Source organism: Marinobacter sp. 1-4A (assembly GCF_016597725.1).
Lineage (GTDB): Bacteria > Pseudomonadota > Gammaproteobacteria > Pseudomonadales > Oleiphilaceae > Marinobacter.
In genome coordinates this window covers 595,614-613,497 of sequence record NZ_VCGY01000003.1, presented here as the reverse complement: position 1 = coordinate 613,497, position 17,884 = coordinate 595,614, and the positions used below count along the sequence as shown (strand labels likewise).

Annotated in this window: 16 protein-coding genes; 7 read left to right on the top strand and 9 right to left on the bottom strand. The window is 52.6% G+C overall.

Going from position 1 to position 17,884, the window contains the following annotated elements:
• Positions 1-2: 2 nt before the first annotated feature.
• The 6 genes from nhaB to FE845_RS09745 form a co-directional block, all read right to left on the bottom strand.
• Complete coding sequence (gene nhaB / locus FE845_RS09770; RefSeq protein WP_200363903.1) at positions 3-1,508, bottom strand: sodium/proton antiporter NhaB; 1,506 nt, start codon at positions 1,506-1,508, stop codon at positions 3-5.
• Positions 1,509-1,654: 146 nt separating this feature from the next.
• The gene (locus tag FE845_RS09765) at positions 1,655-2,623 is read right to left on the bottom strand and encodes a biotin-dependent carboxyltransferase family protein (protein WP_200363901.1); all 969 of its coding nucleotides are present in this window, start codon (positions 2,621-2,623) and stop codon (positions 1,655-1,657) included.
• Positions 2,620-3,333 carry an allophanate hydrolase subunit 1 gene (locus FE845_RS09760; protein ID WP_320159684.1) on the bottom strand — a complete coding sequence of 238 codons (714 nt, stop codon included), beginning with the start codon at positions 3,331-3,333 and terminating at the stop codon, positions 2,620-2,622. Before FE845_RS09760 ends, FE845_RS09765 begins: the two co-directional genes overlap by 4 nt.
• Positions 3,330-4,697, bottom strand: coding sequence for an amidase (locus tag FE845_RS09755; RefSeq protein ID WP_200363899.1), 1,368 nt, complete (start codon positions 4,695-4,697; stop codon positions 3,330-3,332). Before FE845_RS09755 ends, FE845_RS09760 begins: the two co-directional genes overlap by 4 nt.
• 137 nt (positions 4,698-4,834) lie before the next feature.
• Positions 4,835-6,109 carry an ABC transporter permease gene (locus FE845_RS09750; protein ID WP_200363897.1) on the bottom strand — a complete coding sequence of 425 codons (1,275 nt, stop codon included), beginning with the start codon at positions 6,107-6,109 and terminating at the stop codon, positions 4,835-4,837.
• Positions 6,106-6,822 carry an ABC transporter ATP-binding protein gene (locus tag FE845_RS09745; protein WP_200363895.1) on the bottom strand — a complete coding sequence of 239 codons (717 nt, stop codon included), beginning with the start codon at positions 6,820-6,822 and terminating at the stop codon, positions 6,106-6,108. Before FE845_RS09745 ends, FE845_RS09750 begins: the two co-directional genes overlap by 4 nt.
• Before the next feature lie 151 nt (positions 6,823-6,973).
• Here FE845_RS09745 and FE845_RS09740 point away from each other — a divergent pair, with 151 nt between their 5' ends.
• A complete protein-coding gene (locus FE845_RS09740; protein WP_200364010.1) occupies positions 6,974-7,429 on the top strand; it encodes a DUF3299 domain-containing protein in 456 nt (151 codons plus the stop codon).
• A gap of 2 nt (positions 7,430-7,431) precedes the next feature.
• Here the strand turns inward: FE845_RS09740 and FE845_RS09735 are convergent, their stop codons facing one another.
• Entirely contained in the window at positions 7,432-7,974 is a 543-nt protein-coding gene (locus tag FE845_RS09735) for a ZrgA family zinc uptake protein (protein ID WP_200363893.1), read from the bottom strand.
• Between the two features lie 86 nt (positions 7,975-8,060).
• On the bottom strand, positions 8,061-9,062 hold the full coding sequence (locus FE845_RS09730; RefSeq protein ID WP_200363891.1) for a CobW family GTP-binding protein: 1,002 nt from the start codon (positions 9,060-9,062) through the stop codon (positions 8,061-8,063).
• A gap of 207 nt (positions 9,063-9,269) precedes the next feature.
• Here FE845_RS09730 and FE845_RS09725 point away from each other — a divergent pair, with 207 nt between their 5' ends.
• From FE845_RS09725 to FE845_RS09710, 4 genes are all read left to right on the top strand, one after another.
• Positions 9,270-10,550, top strand: coding sequence for a hypothetical protein (locus tag FE845_RS09725; protein WP_227714208.1), 1,281 nt, complete (start codon positions 9,270-9,272; stop codon positions 10,548-10,550).
• A 70-nt stretch (positions 10,551-10,620) separates the two neighbouring features.
• Positions 10,621-11,739 carry a hypothetical protein gene (locus tag FE845_RS09720; RefSeq protein WP_200363889.1) on the top strand — a complete coding sequence of 373 codons (1,119 nt, stop codon included), beginning with the start codon at positions 10,621-10,623 and terminating at the stop codon, positions 11,737-11,739.
• A gap of 1 nt (position 11,740) precedes the next feature.
• A complete protein-coding gene (locus FE845_RS09715; protein WP_200363887.1) occupies positions 11,741-12,664 on the top strand; it encodes a metal ABC transporter solute-binding protein, Zn/Mn family in 924 nt (307 codons plus the stop codon).
• A complete protein-coding gene (locus tag FE845_RS09710; RefSeq protein WP_200363884.1) occupies positions 12,651-13,412 on the top strand; it encodes a metal ABC transporter permease in 762 nt (253 codons plus the stop codon). Before FE845_RS09715 ends, FE845_RS09710 begins: the two co-directional genes overlap by 14 nt.
• 745 nt (positions 13,413-14,157) lie before the next feature.
• Here the strand turns inward: FE845_RS09710 and FE845_RS09705 are convergent.
• Complete coding sequence (locus FE845_RS09705) at positions 14,158-15,213, bottom strand: LysM peptidoglycan-binding domain-containing protein (protein WP_200363882.1); 1,056 nt, start codon at positions 15,211-15,213, stop codon at positions 14,158-14,160.
• A 291-nt stretch (positions 15,214-15,504) separates the two neighbouring features.
• Here FE845_RS09705 and FE845_RS09700 point away from each other — a divergent pair, with 291 nt between their 5' ends.
• Positions 15,505-16,761 carry a glycerophosphodiester phosphodiesterase family protein gene (locus FE845_RS09700; protein ID WP_200363880.1) on the top strand — a complete coding sequence of 419 codons (1,257 nt, stop codon included), beginning with the start codon at positions 15,505-15,507 and terminating at the stop codon, positions 16,759-16,761.
• 163 nt (positions 16,762-16,924) lie between these two features.
• Positions 16,925-17,869 (top strand): phosphate/phosphite/phosphonate ABC transporter substrate-binding protein, encoded by a 945-nt coding sequence (phnD, locus tag FE845_RS09695; RefSeq protein WP_200363878.1) that lies wholly within the window; start codon positions 16,925-16,927, stop codon positions 17,867-17,869.
• Positions 17,870-17,884 lie beyond the last annotated feature (15 nt).

Genomic DNA, 17,884 nt, shown 5'->3' with positions numbered 1-17,884 from the left:
TCTTAGATATGGTACATAACCATATACAATCCCACACCTCCCATCACCACCGTGTAAGGGAACGCCATAACAACCATTCGACCATAGGACAGCCGAACCAATGGCGCAATGGCCGATGTCAGCAAAAACAGAAAAGCGGCCTGACCATTGGGGGTTGCTACGCTTGGCAAGTTAGTGCCGGTATTGATTGCAACGGCAAGGCTCTGAAAGTGCTCATAACTGATACTGCCCGCATCCAGAGCTTGTTTAATTTCACTTATATAAACCGTTGCCACAAACACGTTATCGCTGATCATCGAAAGCAGGCCGTTGGCAATGAAGAACATACCCGGCTGCTGCCCTTCCGGAAGTGACAGCACGTAATCGATGACTGGTTTGAACAAATGCTGTTCGTGGATCACCGCGACCACTGCAAAGAACACAACCAGAAGCGATGTGAACGGCAGAGACTCTTGGAAGGCTTTACCTATTTGGTGCTCACTGGTTACGCCGGTAAACGAGGTAATTAGAATAATAACAAGTAAACCAATCAGGCCCACTTCGGCCAGATGCAAAGCCAAACCCACCACCAGAATAACCGCCGCGCAAGCCTGTACCCAAAGTGCCGCCTGATCAGCCTTGGTGCGCTTGGCGCGCTCGTTATCCGCAAACTCTTCCAACACACGGCGCACCGATTTAGGCAAGCGACCGCCATAGCCAAACCAGCGCATTTTCTCCAGTACCCAGCAGGTTACTAACCCGGCTGCCAACACCGGCAAGCTCACTGGCGCCATGTGCAGGAAGAACCCGATAAAGTCCCAACCTACTACCTTGGCAATCAACAGGTTTTGGGGCTCGCCCACCATGGTTGCAACGCCACCAAGGGCCGTGCCTATGGCACCGTGCATTAGCAAGCTGCGCAGAAAAGCCCGAAAGTTTTCTAAATCGTCGCGGTGCAGCTCAATAACCTCGTCATCACTATCGGAGTTGTGATCGCTGCTCTGATACCCCTTACCAGAGGCCACCTTGTGATAAACGGAGAAGAAACCGACAGCAACACTGATGATAACGGCGGTGACCGTCAGCGCATCCAAAAAAGCGGAAAGCACCGCAGCCGCAATGCAGAACAAAAGAGACAGGGCCGACTTAGAACGCACTCCCACCAAAATCTGGGTGAACGCAACTAGCAGCAGATCCTGCATAAAATAAATACCTGCCACCATGAACATCAGCAACAGAATAACCGGGAAGTTGGTGAGCACTTCCAAATACACCGCGTCTGGCGTGGTTAGGCCTATCAACAAGGCTTCTATTGCCAGCAAGCCGCCGGGCAACAGAGGGTAGCATTTCAGCGCCATGGCAAGGGTGAAGATAAACTCGGCGATAAGCAGCCAGCCCGCAGAAACCGGCCCTAACAGGTACATCACAATCGGGTTGACGATTAAAAACAGGACGATGATCTGCTTGTACCAGACCGGAGCCTTACCAAGAAAATTGCTGGTGAAGGCGGAAAAAATGGTTGTGGGCATTGCGGGAGTCTTCTGGGTTAGCGGGCCAAAATAGTATAGGGCGACAAGCCTGTATCTTCCTTGATATTTCTGCGCCGGTTAATGGTATAAAGATACAGGATAGCCTTGTTCTTTAGTACTGCCAGCTTCGCACCACTCAGCGCGCTCTAAACAGACTCTGAGTGGAAAACAGCCCTGAACCTCCGGTGTTCTTTGAGTACAGCGTCACTCCCTCTTGCAATCAGCCTTACAGGCTCTCTCGGTAAACACTGAGCTAACCGTGAAGCAGACAGCGGCGACAGAGCGCCTAACCGGGGGTAACCGCCAATGGTCTGGCGATCATTCAGCAAGACAATCGGCTGACCATCCGGTGGCACCTGAATGCTGCCGAGACTAATGCCTTCTGAAATAAGTGTGTTGATCTTGCAATTCAGCCGCGGACCTATAAGGCGCACACCCATTCGGTCAGCACGGTCATCCACTTGCCACCAAGTATTAAATGCGTCGAACAGGCTGCGACCAGTGAAAGATGCAATCTGGGCACCCGGCAGAAGATCCAGCACCGCTGGCTGGCTGAAATCTGGCAAAGCATTCTTCGGAGCTTCAGTTGGCGCGTTTGCCAGTTGTTGGCCGGGGCCTGAACGATTAACCGAAAGCTCATCGCCTGTTGCCAACTTTGCGCCATTGCCTTCAAAACCACCCAACTCTTCACGGGTTACGCAAGCCACGCTGCCCAACACGGGCTCTGCCGCAAAGCCACCACACACAGCAAGATAAGCCCTTAGCCCACTTACAGGCGCAGCGAATGTCAGTGTGTCGCCAGCTTTCCAGCGTGTTCGCTGCCACAGGGCGACGGGTTTGTGCTCAATAGTTGCGCCCAAGTCTGCACCGGTAATCGCGATTTCCAGATCTCTTACCGCGATGAGCTTTAGACCGCCGAAGGTGACCTCCAGATTCGCCGTTCCCCAAGGATTGCCAGTGAGATGGTTGGCCCAGGCCCAAGAGTAAATATCTGCTGGCCCGCCCTGAGTAACACCTAAATGCCGCACCCCAAACCGCCCGCTATCTTGCAGCAAAGCGAGAGGCCCGGCGCGCAACACTCGGATATCCGCCTCAAGCGAGTTATGTTGCGTCACGTTATTGGCTCCAATGGCGTGGTGTTTCCGCCCTCGCGCTCAAATACCTCGCGGCTCACAGGGACAAAACGTACCCGATCACCAACCCTTAGAAGGCTAAACCCCTCACGCTCACGGTCGAATAGACGGGCACTGGTGCGCCCCAACAGATTCCAACCGCCCGGGGTTTCAGTTGGGTATGCCGCTGTTTGGAGCCCCGCAAGAGCAACACTTCCGGCTGGTACCCGCTTACGGGGCGTATCCAGACGCGCGCACTCAAGGCGTGGGTCGACTAACCCCATAAAGGCAAAGCCCGGAGCAAAACCCAAGGCAAAAACCTTATAGGTACGCTGGCTGTGGGCTTCAACCACTTCACTAACCGCCATACCCGCGCCTTCAGCCACCCTTTGTAGTTCTGGGCCTACGCTAATGTCGTACCAGGTGGGCAATTCGTGCACCTCACCTTCATGGGCAGTCTCTTCCGGCTCTAGACCAGCCAACGTCTCGCAAATAATTGCCCGCGCCTGCGAGGGCGAGACATTAAGCGGGTCAAACACAACCAGAAGCGTTGTATAGGAAGGTACGAGATCAACCAACGCATCGCCAAAGGCCTCCTCACACCGGCGCGCCAGCGCAGACAACCAAGACACATTGCGCTCGTCAATCGACGCAAACATCCTGACAATCCAGGCATCCAACCCGGCAGATTCGAGCACCGGCTTCCAACTCACGGTGAGATTGCCTCTTCCACAGCCTGCGCGACGCCAAGCACACTGCGATCGGAGCCATGTCGGCCAACTAACATCAGGGCGCTGGGCAAGTCACCACTTGGATGGTTTGGGAGCGTAATAGCGCAGAGATCAAGAAGGTTCGCGACCGTTGGGTTGCGTAATACAAGTAAGTTCAGGCGCAAGTAATCCGCGTCGCTCTCCAGCTCTGTGAGCAGAGGTGGTGCAATAGCAACCGTGGGTGCAAGAAGTCCGTCGTAGGCACTAAGCCAATGGTCTGCCTGCTTTTTTAGCGCCGCCCGTAGCTGCAGTAGGTCGAGGTAATCTGCAGCGCTGATACCCGCGCCCCGCTCCATGCGCTCCCGCACCCGTGGGTCGTATTCGTTTCCATGTTGCTGCAGCCAATGGCGATGGACATGATAGCTCTCAGCGGCTGCAAGCCCTCCGCTCTTCATAAGCTCCGGTAACCTATCCAACACAGGAACCTGTGTTTCCACGATATGGGCCCCACAATCGCGCAGTTTGCGCAGACTGCTGGCGAACGCTTCAGCGACCCCGGAAGACAAGTCATCCAGCATGTAGTTGGTGGGCACCACAAAGCGGCGGCCGCGCAGATCTGCCTGACGGTTCTTCTGCCAAGACTCCCCTGCCATCACGGCATCCAAACGCGCACAGCAATCAACGCTATGAGCGATAGGGCCAATGGAATCGAGGCTGTGAGATAAGGGGAACACACCATCACGTGGTATGCGTTTTTGGGTAGGTTTGAAACCCACCAAACCGCAGAAAGCTGCAGGTATGCGCACCGATCCGCCAGTGTCACTTCCAATGGCTGCTACAGCCATTCCACAAGCGACAGCGGCTGCAGCTCCGGATGATGAGCCTCCGGATATACGGCCTGGTGCTAGCGGGTTGGCAGGCGTGCCGTAGTGCGGGTTAAGCCCAAGGCCTGAGTATGCAAATTCGGTCATGTTGGTATGGCCGGTGATAACCGCTCCAGCCCGGCGCAGGCGCGAAACAATCAGCGCATCGCTTTGTGCTTTCTGGCTCCACCATTTGGAGCCGGAATGGGTCACTTCACCGGCAACATCAAACAGCACTTTTAGTGCAATGGGCAGCCCGGCAAGCTCTCCCATTGGCACCCTGCCCTGTTGCAGCGTATCAATAGCGGCGGCCTCAGCTCTGGCTGTGCGACTAAAGCGGGCGGTGTACACCTGATTTGCGGGGTCATCATGCCGATCAATATTGCTGAGGCAGCTTTCAAGAAGCTGACTGGCAGACAATTTGTTCTGCTGCAGCCTCACCAACAGCGACGATAAGGTTGCCTCATTCAGCGTTAAAGGTGGCTGGCCAGATTGTCGTTTCATATTCCCACTGCGGTCTCATGGTAGATGTTGCTCAAAGTAATTTCTGGCTCCCAGTCTAGTGGATACCTTTGTTAACGCACAGAACGATTGGCAACTGATGAGTTTTCAGATTTTACTGAGGCCCTATCGAGCTTCTTTTACAACTCCTCCGGGCTTCCGAACCCTTGTGACCTACTTTTCTGCCAAGCGCTCAATGCTGGAACAAAGGCCACCAACAAGGCCGCCAGCGGCACAGAAGCCAGCAGAGCCCACTCCTCTAGGTTCAGGGGGCGCAATTGAATTTGAATGCCGTAATTTGTCAGTAACCAAGGGCCAAGTATTGAGATTGCGAGCGAGCTCAATACAAGCGCGGTCAAACAAGCCACCACTGCAAGCCCCAAGCATTCGATCACATAGAGGCTGGCGATCAGCCCGGGAGATGCGCCGGTCGCGCGCAGGATCGCAATCTCATGTGCGCGCTGGGCTTGCAGTGTGAGCAGTACCGCAATCAACCCGATTAAACTGGTCACGACAACGAAGCCGGTTATACCAAGCAACGCCCGTTCAAACTGACTCATCAAGCGCCACAGTTCACTCAAAGCGACACCTGGCAAGATGGCAGAAAGTGGTTCCCCAGCGTACTGGTTAATGTCGCGCTGCACACGGAACGTCAGAATTTTACGATCTAGCCCGGCAAACACGGCGGTAATCGCGCTAGGTGTGAGATCTCGGCGCTGCGCCCGCTCGGGCGTGAGTGTGCGCCCAGGAATTGCGACCCCCGATTCCCAACCTACGTGTATCGCCTCCATTCCTTGAAGGCTGATATAAACTGCCTGGTCCACCGGTGTGCCCGTGGCCTCAAGAATGCCGGTTACCTTGAAGGGCGTGTCTTTGTGATTGGAGAAGCTGGTACGCCCACCCCCATGGGACAATATGACGTCATCATTGAGATGATGGTTCAGGGTTCTTGCAACGCCTGCGCCCAATACCACATCAAAAATCCCATCAAACCACTGACCACCTGCTAGCTCTAAAGGTTGACCTTGGCCGTACCGGAAGTACTCCTTAAACGCTTTGTCGGTGGCTACAACTCGGAACCCCTTGTAGCTGTCACCCAGTGAAATAGGAATCAGCCAGTCGATACGCGCATCTTTTTCGAGCGCCTGAAAAGTCGACCAGCGGATATTGTTTGTGGCATCTCCCATATGAAACACCGTGTACAGCAGTAGGTTAAGCTGGCCACTGCGGGCGCCGATAATCAGATCGGTATCGCTGATGGTGCTGGTAAACGATTGCTTCACCTCAGTACGCAAGTATTGAACGCCAAGTAGCAGGGTGACGCTAAGAGTAAGGGTGAGGCACACCAGCGCCAACACCTTGCGCCTGTACCAAAGGCTTGCTGTTGCAAGAGACAATGCGAGACGAAACTTCATGCTGACACCTGTCCGAGCTCAATCTGATGATGAAAGCACCGGGCAAGCGACCTGTCGTGGCTAACAAACACCACGGATGTGTTGCGCTCGCCTGCCAGTCCTAAGAGCAGGTTGATGAAGCGGTCACGGTTATCGCTATCCAATGCGGATGTAGGCTCGTCAGCCAAAATAATCTCCGGAGCCCCAATGAGCGCCCGTGCAGCGGCAATGCGTTGCTGCTGACCAATGCTGAGCTGGGTGACCTTGCGTTGCCAATGGCTCTGTGGAATCGCCAAGGCGGACAATAGCCGTTGTGCAGCCACTGTTGGGCTTTCCCCTGTAGCGGACTGGCGCCGGGATGAAAGTTTACAAGGTAAAGTTACATTGGCTTCGGCGGTGAGGTAAGGCACAAGGTTGAATTGCTGGAAGATCACACCGATATGATCCGCTCGGAAACGGTCGCGCTTGCCTGCACCTGACGTGTGGAATTCGGTGCCTAACAATTTGACCACGCCACTGGCTGGCGAAAGCATTCCAGCCAAGAGGCTTAGGAGCGTACTTTTACCGGTCCCGCTTGGGCCGTATAAAAAAAGGTGCTCGCCTCGAGGCAGGTTAAGATCAGGGAATCTTAACGTCGGCTGAAGACGATCCCAGCAAAAAGTAAGGTTTGAGGTTTCAAGTGCGGCAGGCTTATCGATAGAGCCATCTGCGCTGGATAATAACTGGCTGTTCATGTTGATCGTTAACGGCTCCGTGTATTATTCCAATATCTTATTCGCAGCCGCTTAAACGGCTGCAAGTTTTTCGGGGAAGTTTGCAATGCTCCACTCTTTTAATGGCCCTGCAAGGGCGTCCGTATCGGTTTTTCTGTTTTTTCTACTGAGCATGTCGGTGGTGCCCGCACACTCACAGCCACGGGAAATTGATTGGCTTGAACTCATGCCCGCCGAGGATCTGGCATTGCTCGAAAGCATGCCGGAACTGGAGCATGACGGTGATGGGCCTGCACTCTTGCCGGACGAAATTATGACCGGCCGGGTTGTTCCGGAAATGAGCAATATTGAAAGCAGAATCCCCGGTTTTGTCGTGCCTCTGAAAACAACCAAAGACATGCGCATATTAGAGTTTTTTCTGGTTCCCTATTATGGCGCCTGCATACACGTTCCGCCTCCGCCGCCCAACCAAATTATCCACATCAAGTACAAACAGGGGTTTAAGCTTGAAGCTTTGTACGACCCCGTTTGGGTTGAAGGTACTCTGGTGATTGACCGCACCGAAACCGACATTGGCACCTCATCCTACTCCATGGTTGCCGAAGCCGTTGAACCCTATGAAGAGTAACCTCAGCGCCCAAGCTTAAAAGCCTGATTCCCGGGCTCCAATCGGGTTGCGCCCTGCCCATCTGGGCCAACCCATTCGATAGTGAGATGTTCCACGCCCGAAAAGCGAGTGGAAATAGGCGTTACCAAAGACACTGCTTGTTTTAGACCGGAGCACACCAGAACCTGAGTAACTTCAATGTCAGCGTGATGCTCCTCCTCGCCATGGGTGTGGGCATGAGCTTGCCCATCATCATGCCCTAGGTGCTGAACGTTAGCAGCCTCCACCGTGCATGTTGATTCGGAAGTATTGATGAGCGGTGTTGCCTTTAGCCAACTAGTGACGCTATCTAACGTTTGTTGTTGTTCCGTTGTACGCGGTTCATGCTCGAACCCTAGCAAGTTACCAGCAGGAGATTCGAACAATAAATCAACCCGATTATCGTTGAAAGCAAGTTGCAGGTTGGCCTGCCCGTGCAGATGTGAAGCGGGGTTGTCTGCGGCCATTAGGGGCGAACCGATGAGTGCTGAGGCGATGGTGATAACCACTCGTTTTCTGGAAAGCATTTCTTTACCTTATTGCAGTTAATACTAGGGAAAGTGTCTATATTCCCCACCCGTTAAACTTCAGATGGGCGGCTGAATATAGAAGGTCACAATTTGGTCTTAGTGGGTTCAGCTAAGGCAGCACGAAGCTGCTGATCCAGCTGCTCAGGCTCCAATTTTTGGCTGATAATCTCGAGCCGGGACTCATCGGTCGGCTCCGCGTCTAGCAGCGTTAGAACACCCTCCACGGCATTAAACATCCACCAACCTTCGGTCGTGCGTGCCACCCCTTTGAAGCGCTCAAACTCCGCATTGGAGGCCAGGCTTTGCAACGCAATCGGATCAAACATCAGGTCTTCATGAACCCGCCAGCCCATGCTGTTATAACCTTCTCCCTGATTGAAGTAAGACTGCCAAGGCTCATCCTCCAGCGAAGGCTTCTCAGCCGAGGCTTTACGGTGGTGATGGTGGTGACTGTCGGGATAATGTGGAGGCAAGTTGCCCGAACTACCTGCTAGCCAATCTAGCGGAAGCTCACCGCCACTGATCTGCCCAATGCGCTGCTTTGCGGGTTGCCAAGTATTTGCCCAGTTATCAAATTGATCTAGCTGATGAGCCGTACAAAGATCTGTTTTGCTCGCCACCAACACATCGGCCACAGCCACTTGGTCATGAAATTGTCGGCTAGCAAGCACACGTTTGTCTTCCAACCTGCGCGGATCAACCAAGCAAACGGATGTGCAAAGACTCACTACATCTTTGTAAAACTCGCCCGTTAAGGTTTCGATTACCTGTGCCGGGTGGCCCAACCCTGTTGGTTCGATAAACAGCCGGTCCGGACGGGCAAAACTGATTAAGCTGTTAAGCCCAATCTGCATAGGCAGCCCGGAAACACAGCACATACAACCACCAGGCACCTCTTTAACCGCCACACCCTGATTCGACAAAAAGGCTCCGTCAATACCAACCTCGCCGAATTCATTAACCAACACCGCCCACCGCTCCCCTTCCGGCTTCTGCTTTAACAGGTTGAGAATTGCCGTGGTTTTTCCAGCACCGAGAAAACCAAGCACTAAGTGAGTGGGGATGCGTGTCGGATTGCCTGCCATTTGCTGACCCTTCGTTGTCGGATAAACTCTGCTTTACACCGAATATGTTATAACATAACATTTTAAGGCGTTCAGAAACACTCCATTTAGTGACCAAATCCCTCTAAGACGGTCTACGCCCAACAGGATAACACTCCATGTCTTGAATCAGGATTGGCTCGCTTCAATGCCAGAAATGCAATGTTATAACATCTAAAAGGAAGCTTTATGATCTACCACTCTCACCCCCTCCCCTCTATGTTGCGCCTCTTGGCACTGACCACCGCAACGCTCCTAACCGCCTGTGGCGGAAGCAGTTCAGATGAGGCGCACAACAACACAGACATCGATACCGGCGGGCGTCTGGCCCTGTTTGATATGGATGCGTCGGCCCTGAAGTTTTTGAACTTGGACGATGAACAGGTACTTACGTCCCTGCCTCTGGACGGTGAACCCCCACGCCTCTACGCGTCACCCGATCATCGGTATGCCGTTGCTATCCAGCGTGAAGACGATCGATTGTCGTTCTTTGATGGCGGGCTCTATACAGAGGATCACGGCGATCATCTGCACGACTATGCCGAAGCCCCGGCCATGCTGCCCTTGACGCTGAATGACCACAAGCCCACTCACTACACTTTGGACGAGCCTTACGGTGTCGTCTTCTTTGACGGTGGTTCTGCTGCCCGTTCAAAAGTGACGGTTTTTTCTGACGCATCCTTGGGGAACAGCTCCACTCTCGCCAGTCTCGATCTTGAAAACAACATGCACGGTGTTGCCAAACTGATTGGCGACCACCTATTCGTGACCTATCGTGATAGTGGCATTACAGATACCACACTCCCAGCGGCAGTCGAGCGTTATCATTTTGACGGCTCTAGTTTCGGTTTCGAGACTCGGTACGACGAGGCCTGCCCGAAGCTCCACGGTGCCGCCGCTAACGCGCACAGTCTCGGGTTTGGGTGCGGTGACGGCGTGCTGGTGATCGACCTCCACGAAGCTGGCTATCCAGCTACCAAATTGGCCAACCCTGACAGCCTTGAAACAGGCGCACGCATTGGAACCCTCGTCGGCAATCACGACGTTGAAGAGCTGGTGGGCATTGCAGGAGACCAACTCTTTATCATCGATCCAGAATCAGAAACGACTATTTACCAAGAGCTGGACATTGGCTCAGACGTAGCCCGAATCACCCAAGGATTTACGACTCACGGTGAGGTGTTCTATGTAGTTGGTAACGACGGCAGCCTACGGCTATTCAACCCCGCCGATAACTGGGCATTGCTCAAAACCGTTCAGCTGACGGACGCGCCCAGCGAAGAAGATACCTTGGCGGTGACTGTATCGGCGGCTCAAAAACATTTGTTCGTACTGCACAATCAAACCGTGATCGAGGTGGATATGGCTGATGGTGATGTTGTCCGCAGCATCGACCTAGACTTTAACGCGTCTTCCGTTGTCTGGCTGGGCCTGACGAATGGGGAGCACAACGAAGAACACTCGCACTAACCCATTCTGAACCTCACAAGGCAGGCCGGTGATCACTGGTTTGCCTTGTTTCCTTGCCGTTGGAGTACCCATGTTAAATCGCATTGTATCTTTTACCGCCCTATCGCTGGCACTGCTCACAAGCGGTGCTGGTGCAAACAAGCTCAACCCAGACGTAAGCCTTACTCTGGATGGACACTACAAACAAAATGACACCGCATTGTCTCACCGAGAACAAGGATTTGGCCTAGGGCATACAGAACTCTCACTCTCATCTCCCATAGACGATCTATTTTCGGGGCGGTTAACCACCGTTTTCGAAGAACATGATGGCGAGAGCGAGGTTCTGATTGAAGAAGCTTACCTGCAAACCAACGGCTTACCTCTCGGGCTGAACGTACGAGCAGGCCGCTTCCTTTCTCAGGTAGGTTACCTCAATGGCCGACATATGCATGAAGATGATTTCGTGGAGCGACCAGCCGCTTACCGGGCGCTGCTGGGAAGCCACTATTACGATACCGGCCTGCGCATAAATGCTCTCCTACCCACACCGTTTTACTGGCAAATAGGCGCCGAGGCATTCAATGGCAATCAACTTTCGGAAGGGGCCGAAGATATCGGTGTCTATACCCTGAATACCCGAGTAGGTGGCGATTTTTCTGCCGCCCAGAGCTGGCAGGCAGGGCTGTCTTATCTGCATAACCGTCAGATCAGCGTGGACGAAGAAGACCACGGCCATGACCATAACCTTGATGACGAACACGGGCACGACCACGGTCATGGCGCATCCTACACCGGCAAAAACCTCTACATTGCCGATGCTGTTTGGAAATGGTCACCAAACGGCAACACCCGCGAACAACAGTTCACACTTAGCGCGGAATACCTCTATGCCGATGACCTGAACAAATTCGCGACCTCTGATGACTATCACGAAGGTTGGTACGTATCTGGCGTTCACCAATTCACCCCGCAGTGGTCGGCGGGTATCCGGTATGGCGAAGTGGATCTGCGTGAGGCGCACGGTGATCACTTCCACAGCCAACGCCTGAAAGAAACAGATGTCATGCTGGCCTGGTCGCGTTCACATTTTTCGACACTCAGGCTCCAATACACTCATCAGTCGGCAACTGGATTCAGCAACGCGGATAATACCGTGGCGCTGCAATATGTAGTGTCGCTCGGCGCACACGGGGCTCATGGGTACTGATATGCGCTATTTACCATTGTTCATCGCCGCTGTATTGACCGGGCTGGTTTCTCTACCCGCCCGAGCAGACTTCCACGTGTTTGCCTGTGAGCCCGAATGGGCTGCTCTAGCCCGAACATTCATGCCAGACGCTCACTTCACAACAGCCACAAGCTATCTGCAGGACCCTCACTACATAGAAGCAAGGCCCAGCCTAATCGCAGCCATGAGTCGGGCCGACATTGCTGTGTGTACGGGAGCTTCACTGGAAGCGGGCTGGTTGCCGGCACTGCTTCAGAGAGCCGGCAATACAGACATTCAGCCAGGCCAACCCGGGCTGTTCTTTGCTTCAGATCACGCTCAATTGTTTGCTCCCCATGATCACGTAGATCGCAGCATGGGAGATGTGCATCCCGAGGGAAATCCCCATGTGCATCTCTCGCCGGACCAACTACCGAACATCGCCAAGGCGCTGGCTGAGCGCCTTGGCGCAATGAGGCCAGACAACTCGGCAGATATCTTTGCGCGTTATATAAAATGGCGCGTTAACTGGAACTTCCATCGTGCGAATTGGCAAGAAAGAGCAAAAGCCTTGCAGGGGCGCTCCCTTGTCATCCAGCACACCGGGTTCAGCTATCTATTAAGATGGCTTGGCATAGGCGCAACCATGGATCTAGAACCGAAACCCGGTCTGCCGCCAAGCGCCAGCCACCTGAATCAGCTATTAGCAGATCCGAGGTTAGAAGATGCGGCAGCGATTTTGATTGCCAGTCACCAGAACCAAAAGCCTGCGCAATGGCTGTCGGCTCAAATACGAAAACCCATTCTGGTACTACCGGGAACCGTTACTGACGACTCAAAAACGGACACGTTGGCTGAGCTGATTTCTGAAATTATCAACCGCCTTGAAAGTGCCATGCCAGAGGTTGCTAATGGGAGCCTTTGAGTGGATGCTCCTACCGGCGCTCGGTAGCGCGCTTCTCTGCCTGCTACTCGTGCCACTGGGGTATCAGGTGATTGCTCGAGGAGTCATTTTTGCGGATCTTGCGATTGCCCAATGGGCGGCGCTGGGAACTCTGGCGGGATTGTATTTCCTGCCAGACCATACACTTGCAGGGGCGTCGATAAGCAGTTTGCTGTTCGCCCTACTCGCGGCCATAGCCGTACAACTGATTTTCAGGTTTCTCGGCACGGGCAAAGAGGCGTGGATTGGCATTCTCTATGTACTGGGAGCCAGTCTGGCGGTATTGATGGTTAGTGGTGACCCTCACGGCGCTCAAGCACTGCAGAGGGCGGCTGCGGGTGATCTACTATGGGCAAGTTGGGAGCTCATCATAGCAACGGGGATAATGACAGCGTTTGTATGGCTACTCAGCTGGAAGCTACCAGCTTGGTTTTCCGGTGCTGCCTTCATGCCCGTTTTCGCCATTTCAGTCACTTACTCGGTGTCGCTCGCCGGTATTTACGTCGTGTTCGCGACCCTAATCATCACACCGTTGATCGTGGGTTCTGTTCACGATAAACCACCAATTGTCGCAGCGATTTGTGCAATCACCGGCCATTTTGTCGCGATCGCCTATTCCGTGGTTTCCGATGTGCCCGTGGGGCCAGCTATCGTCGTCGCAACACTGCTTACAGCCATGCTTTGGATTGCCGGATATTACTTCAAATTAGAGGGCAAACAGACCTCATGATGCCGAACGTCAACTCTCAAAGAACGAAAACCGCCATGATCCCGCCGTAACCAAAGTAGACAACGGCCAAACCGAGCCCGAAAAAAGCCATAAACATCTGCGCCCTGCAGAGTATAACAACGGCTTTCCCAACAGGGATCACAGCTTCCAACCCCTTGAAGCGTTTTCTCTTGGCCATCCTGGGGCAACCAATCAAGTAGATATAGTTCAAGGATCTAAGCAAACTCAGCGGGAAAAATCTGTAATTAGTGAGCTCAGCCTTCTGAAACCAGGGTTCCTTGAACAATAAGTCGTCCAATCTGGGTGTCAGGTATTTGTGCAAGACAGCCCAAGCAGCTCCGATTACAGGAAAAATAGCGCATAAAGCGCAATCGAAAAATAAAAGATAGCAACCAGAGTTCCTGCAAATGCCGCTGATATATGAATTCTGCAAAGTACGATTAAGCCTGCGCGGACCGGGAGTTTCCGATCGAGGCCCTTGAAACGTCGGCGCTTTGCCATGTCAGGCCAAGCTAGCAGATAACTGTAGTTTAGAGACCGGATCAAGCTAAGTGGGAAAAACTGATAGTTCACCAGTTCAGATTTTTGAAACCATGGTTCCCTGAACAGGAGCGGGTCAAGTACCGGCGGTAACATTTTGTGCAAAACCGCCCACAGTGAGAAATAGACAAGGCCGATTAAAACCCCAAACCCCATCAACCCCAGCGTTACATGAAAAAGCATTTCCATAATGGTGTGCCCGCAACTAAAGCACAGATAACGTGGATGACGAAAAAGACGGTACAAATCCAGCCTTTCGCGCGGATGAACATAGGGCTCCAATACCAGATTGTTTGGCGAAGTCTATTTTTGCCCCTGTTGCGTCGTACAATTTTAGTACACCTTGCCCCGTAGCATATCCTGTTACCGCCGCCCCAAGACCAATCGCCAAGCCTCCAACCCACCCAACAGGCGAGGCTATTAACACTAGGGCAACTGAGGTGCCGATTGCATAAAGTATGCCGCCCACCAGACCTCCTGCACTCTCAACTAAAATGTCGTTTTTTTGGCGTTGAGTTGAAGCATTAGCAATCTGATGACAAGCAACGCCGAGACTAACTCCGGTTAACAACACACCTCCAGATTTAGCTATTCTTGCAGCTCTCTGCATTCTTCTGAACTCCGTTTCTATAGGTGCCGTTGGTGCAATACCTTTGCTTCTGGATATACGAAGCACCTCTGTAGGCCTTTGTGTACCATTCAGTATCAAGTTGGTTGGCCCAAGGTTGGTGGTCAACTGAGCAACCAGCTTTCGCCGCTGATAGTCGTACTGACCTTTGGTTTTCTCACCGGCCTTGTAGTTTTCATGGTTGGTTACCATTTCCCGCATAAGTGGTGCATTGGTAGAGAACGTGGTGTCTATCATCGACATTTTTGCACTTCCCAGACCAATCAAGGCTGGCAGCAGAGTAGACATTAAATCACGTTCTTCGCGGGTACTTCGGTTCCAGGTACGTTCCAGCTCAGGCACCCAATATTGATTGTCTGTACGTACGGTCAGCAAGTGGTGGTTGGGCCTAGGGGCAGCGCAGTACTGCTGGGGAATTTTCAGGCGGATTAATTGGTCGGGTTTTATCAGGTCAGGATTGATAATCGAAGGATTGTCGGCCTGCACTTGCTGAATCAGTAGTGAAAGCTGCTCATCGTTCAGGCCTGCGTGGTACCGATAAAGAATCTTGGAGAGACTGTCCCCGGACCTGACTCGATACAGCAAAGTATCGAAGTTCTGGGTATAGCTGGTCGCAAAAGCTGCTGTGCTCATAACAAATCCCTTTTAAAATTCCGTTTTAAGTCCCGCCTTTCATCCAAGTTCCGTGGCAGGTCTGTTTTCCATTCAAATGGTAGTCATCCTCTGTGGTGATGACAAGTTAAAAGCTGGCCATCCAAAAGACACCAAAACTAATCATGTGTAGCGCTTAAAAAAACTGTCATCAGACGTTAACTAAGCCTAGGCAATATTAGCGCCTGTACAGCCTTAGATTAGCCAATCACCCCATTCTCGCCGACTAACGCGATGCTGGAAAAAACCAATATATCCAACAAAAGGCCCGTTATGAAAATCTTGTTTATATTGCCTCTGATCATCGGCGCTCTCGCTATGTTATCCGGCTGCAACGACAGCGATAACAACGCCAGTGCGCCCGAAGTGAGCCCTCCTGATGACAACCCATCGCTGGTTCAGCTTGGTCCCAGACCTTACTTTCTGGTTAACGATATGGATGAGGGTGAACTGAAGAGTACGCTACAAGCGTGTGAATCTATGACCCCGACCGCAAGCGCTTTCTCTATTGCCCACCGTGGCGCGCCGTTGCAGTTTCCTGAACATACCCGCGAATCCTATGTGGCAGCTGCCAAAATGGGGGTTGGGATTATTGAGTGCGACGTTGCCTTTACCAAGGACCGGCAATTAGTCTGCCGCCACGCTCAGAACGACCTGCACACCACGACCAACATTGTGGCCGTGCCAGAGCTGAACGCCAAATGCACACAGCCATTCGTGCCCGCCAATCCGAGCGCAGGCACTAAGGCTGAGGCTGAATGCCGCACCAGTGACATTACGCTAGCTGAGTTTAAGACGCTCCGGGGAAAAATGGATGCGTTTAATGAAGATGCCACTACCCCTCAAGAGTATCTTGGCGGCACCGCCGATTGGCGCACGAATCTGTATGCCACTGAAGGCACCCTGTTAAGCCATCGCGAAAGCATCCAACTGATTAAAGAGCTAGGCCTTAAGTTCACCCCCGAGCTGAAAACACCGGTGGTCGAGATGCCTTTTGAAGGTGACTACACACAAGAAGATTATGCCCGACAGATGATCAACGAATACATCTCTGCTGGCGTGAGCCCTGAGGATGTATGGCCGCAGTCGTTCTTATTGGATGATGTCGTATTCTGGGTTAATCAAATGCCTGAGTTTGGACGCCAAGCAGTATTTCTGGATGAGAAAAGTAACGACCCAGAGAACACATCTATGGCGTATATGGAAAGCCTTACCCAGCAAGGGGTTCCTATTCTGGCACCCGCACTTTGGAAAATGCTAACTCTAGACGCTCACCAAAAGATTGTTCCATCTGACTATGCACTCAACGCTAAGGCTGCAGGCCTTGATTTGATTGGCTGGTCATTGGAGCGCAGCGGGCCCTTAAATGAAGGTGGTGGCTGGTATTACCAAAGTATCAGCGATGCCATTAACAACGACGGCGATATTTATACCGTGATTGATGTGCTGGCTCGGGAAATAGGTGTAATAGGCATTTTTTCAGACTGGCCTGCGACCACCACTCACTACGCCAATTGTATGGGGCTTTAAAAGCCTCATTCATCCGCATTCACCTGATCAGCTGATCCCTCTAGGTTAAACGAGATTGCGTGACACAGACTTTTGGGTTCAATCCCTTGTCGGTGTCACGTAACCATAACATTACCTGATTAGTATCTGGCTGATGATGGTTTCATGACCCAAGGACACACCTATGAATAAGTTGATGACACTAACATGCGCAGCCCTAATGACCCCAATGCTCGCGCAGGGCGCATTCAAACTGGACTCCCGATACAGTGATCAGGACGGTGATCTGATTGCAGACATTCCTGCCAAGTCTGAGCAGGTCGACCCTTCTACGCTGATTTTTGCGTACACGCCGGTGGAAGACCCTTCTGTTTACGCTGAAGCCTGGTCCGACTTTTTAGACCATCTGTCTGAGAAAACGGGTAAGAAAATCCAGTTTTTCCCCGTTCAATCCAACGCTGCACAAATCGAAGCCATGCGCGCCGGACGCCTCCATATTGCCGGTTTCAATACTGGCTCCAACCCGATAGCCGTTGCATGCGGTGGTTTCCGCCCTTTCACCATCATGGCTTCTGCTGATGGGTCATTTGGCTACGAAATGGAAATCATCACCCATCCGGATTCCGGCATTACTGATGTAGAAGGGCTAAGAGACCGCGAGCTGGCCTTTACCTCTGAAACCTCAAACTCAGGTTTCAAGGCGCCATCTGCGATTCTGAAAGCCGATTATGACCTTGTACCAAACAGAGATTTCACTCCGGTGTTTTCTGGCAAGCATGACAACTCCATTCTTGGGGTTGCCAATAAAGACTACGACGCTGCAGCCGTTGCCAACTCAGTTATGTCGCGCATGCTGAACCGGGACGTCATCAAAGAAGAGCAGATTGTATCTTTGTATAAGTCCCAGACCTTTCCCACCACTGGATACGGCGTCGCACATAACCTGACACCAGAACTTCAAGACAAGATTCAGCAGGCGTTTTTCTCCTTCAACTGGGAAGGCACCTCTCTGGAAGAGGAATTCTCTAAGTCAGGTGAGGCCCAGTTCATCCCGATTACCTTTCAGGAACACTGGGAAGTTATTCGTAAGATCGATGATGCCAACGGCGTAGTTTACAACTGCCGCTAAGGGCTCAGACCACAA